This is a genomic window from Pseudomonas sp. MWU16-30322, from assembly GCF_020515535.1.
Taxonomy (GTDB): domain Bacteria; phylum Pseudomonadota; class Gammaproteobacteria; order Pseudomonadales; family Pseudomonadaceae; genus Aquipseudomonas; species Aquipseudomonas fluorescens_H.
Genome location: NZ_JAIWYL010000027.1, coordinates 1 through 1,768, shown reverse-complemented (window position 1 = coordinate 1,768; position 1,768 = coordinate 1). Strand labels below are relative to the sequence as shown.

Genomic DNA, 1,768 nt, shown 5'->3' with positions numbered 1-1,768 from the left:
GTCGTTAGCGGCCGCCAGCGACATGGCCCGCAATATCAGCGACGTCGTCGACAACCCACAGCGCGGGGCCATGCTGATGCTGCATCAGGTGATCATGCTCAGTGAGCTGATGGTCAACCGAGTGCTGGACGGCCGCCGCGTACCCAACTAGTCACCCGGTTCCGTGTAGGAGCTGCCGAAGGCTGCGATCTTTTGATTTTGTTTTTCAAGATCAAGATCAAAAGATCGCAGCCTGCGGCAGCGCCTACAGGGGAGGCAGGTGTCGAGTAATTGCACCATCAGATCGCCCACTTGGTAATAGTTGCCGCCCTAACTCAATCGCCAGCGTCATCTCGTTGGAACTGGCAAAGAAACAGCGAGGAGAAGTCGTCCACGCCTGGTCATCGAGGATTATCCGCCAGTGGAAGCGCTCCCCCCCCGCACTGTTACATCATGGGCGCCTTGTCACGGTGATGTTGTCAATCTGATAGTCATTTCCCCCATCCGTGCCTGAACCGCTTCCCCGATCCTGATGGCTCATGATCGAAATGGTCTGATTGCCCGTTTGTGCGACGGTAAAAGAGGCCACTCTTTGAATCCATTCTCCCGACTTCGGAACGGACGCTGCGGGAAGGATTATCTGGCCCGAACCCAGGGTGACCGAAAAACTGGGTAGCAAGTGAGCCACCGGACCGTTGTTACGCACACTGATGCTGAACGAATAGGTTCGCCCCGCCGAGAACAGGAAATTCTGGCTGAATACCACCCCAGCGAATCCCGATACCCCAATAGCCGTATCGTTCTGGAACAATCCTCCGGTAACTCTTCCATATCGCCCGGCTGGACCAATTGTCCAGTTCCCCGTTGTCCCATTTGCGAAGTCAGTGACAGAGTCTTTCCAGGTGTCAACTTCTGCCCTGATTGTATAAAACCGATCCGGAAACACAGTGGCCGTAGCCGCGTTATTGCTCTTGTCCAGCGAGGCCTTGAATTTGATGGTCAGAGTGGAGCGGTCCCCTAGTTGTTTCAGATAGCTGTTGGCTAAGGTATAGGGCCAGAAGCCCTGATTTACCCATGTTGCGTTGACTTTGGAGTCGCTTCCATTCCAAACCGTCAAATTGTGGGCGGTGCCATCGGCCTTTTTGCCCTCCAGACTCATCCACACTTGTTGTCCAGCCTCAATCAAAGTCCAGAGCAATGCGTGAACAATCGCGGCCTTGCTGCCCAGTGCGACGACATCCAATACGTTGCTCGCATTAGCCTCAAGAATCTTCGGCGGGATCAGCGCACTGTCCGGCAGCTTCAGAATGTTCAACGTCAATGGCAGTGAAGTTGTGGAGACACCGTTGCGCTCAATTATGTAGGTCACGGTGACGAATTTGCCCAGACTGTAGGCGAGCACTGAACGTGGGACCGCGATTTCCAACCCGGCGCTGACCAGCCGTTGCGGGCTGGTGTAGGAACCGTCTGCCACTGCCGAAGCACCTTGCCAATGCACGGTCAGCTTGTCGCCGGGCAACAGCGAACCCTTTGGCACCAGCACGCGAATTTCCGGCTGGGTCGGGCTGAAGTTGTTGCCGGTCTGGCCCCGTACGGTTGGAGCGGGAAGCTCGAGGGGGCGTGAAAGATGAATATCCAGCGTCTGCTCGGGCGACTGGGCGCGATTGCCCAACTGGTCGATGACGTAAAACTCGGCCACCGCGTCGGGGCTGTCGCCGGCCTTTTCGAACGCCTCGGTGAACAGCGTTACGGTGATCGGGGCCGGAGCATCCGGCACATTGAATCGGAT

The 1,768-nt window shown here is 56.5% G+C and carries 1 protein-coding gene; it reads right to left on the bottom strand.

Going from position 1 to position 1,768, the window contains the following annotated elements; all coding sequences use genetic code 11:
- Nucleotides 1–430: 430 nt before the first annotated feature.
- On the bottom strand, nt 431–1,768 hold a 1,338-nt coding region (locus tag LCH64_RS28175; protein ID WP_226501959.1), incomplete at its 5' end, for a hypothetical protein.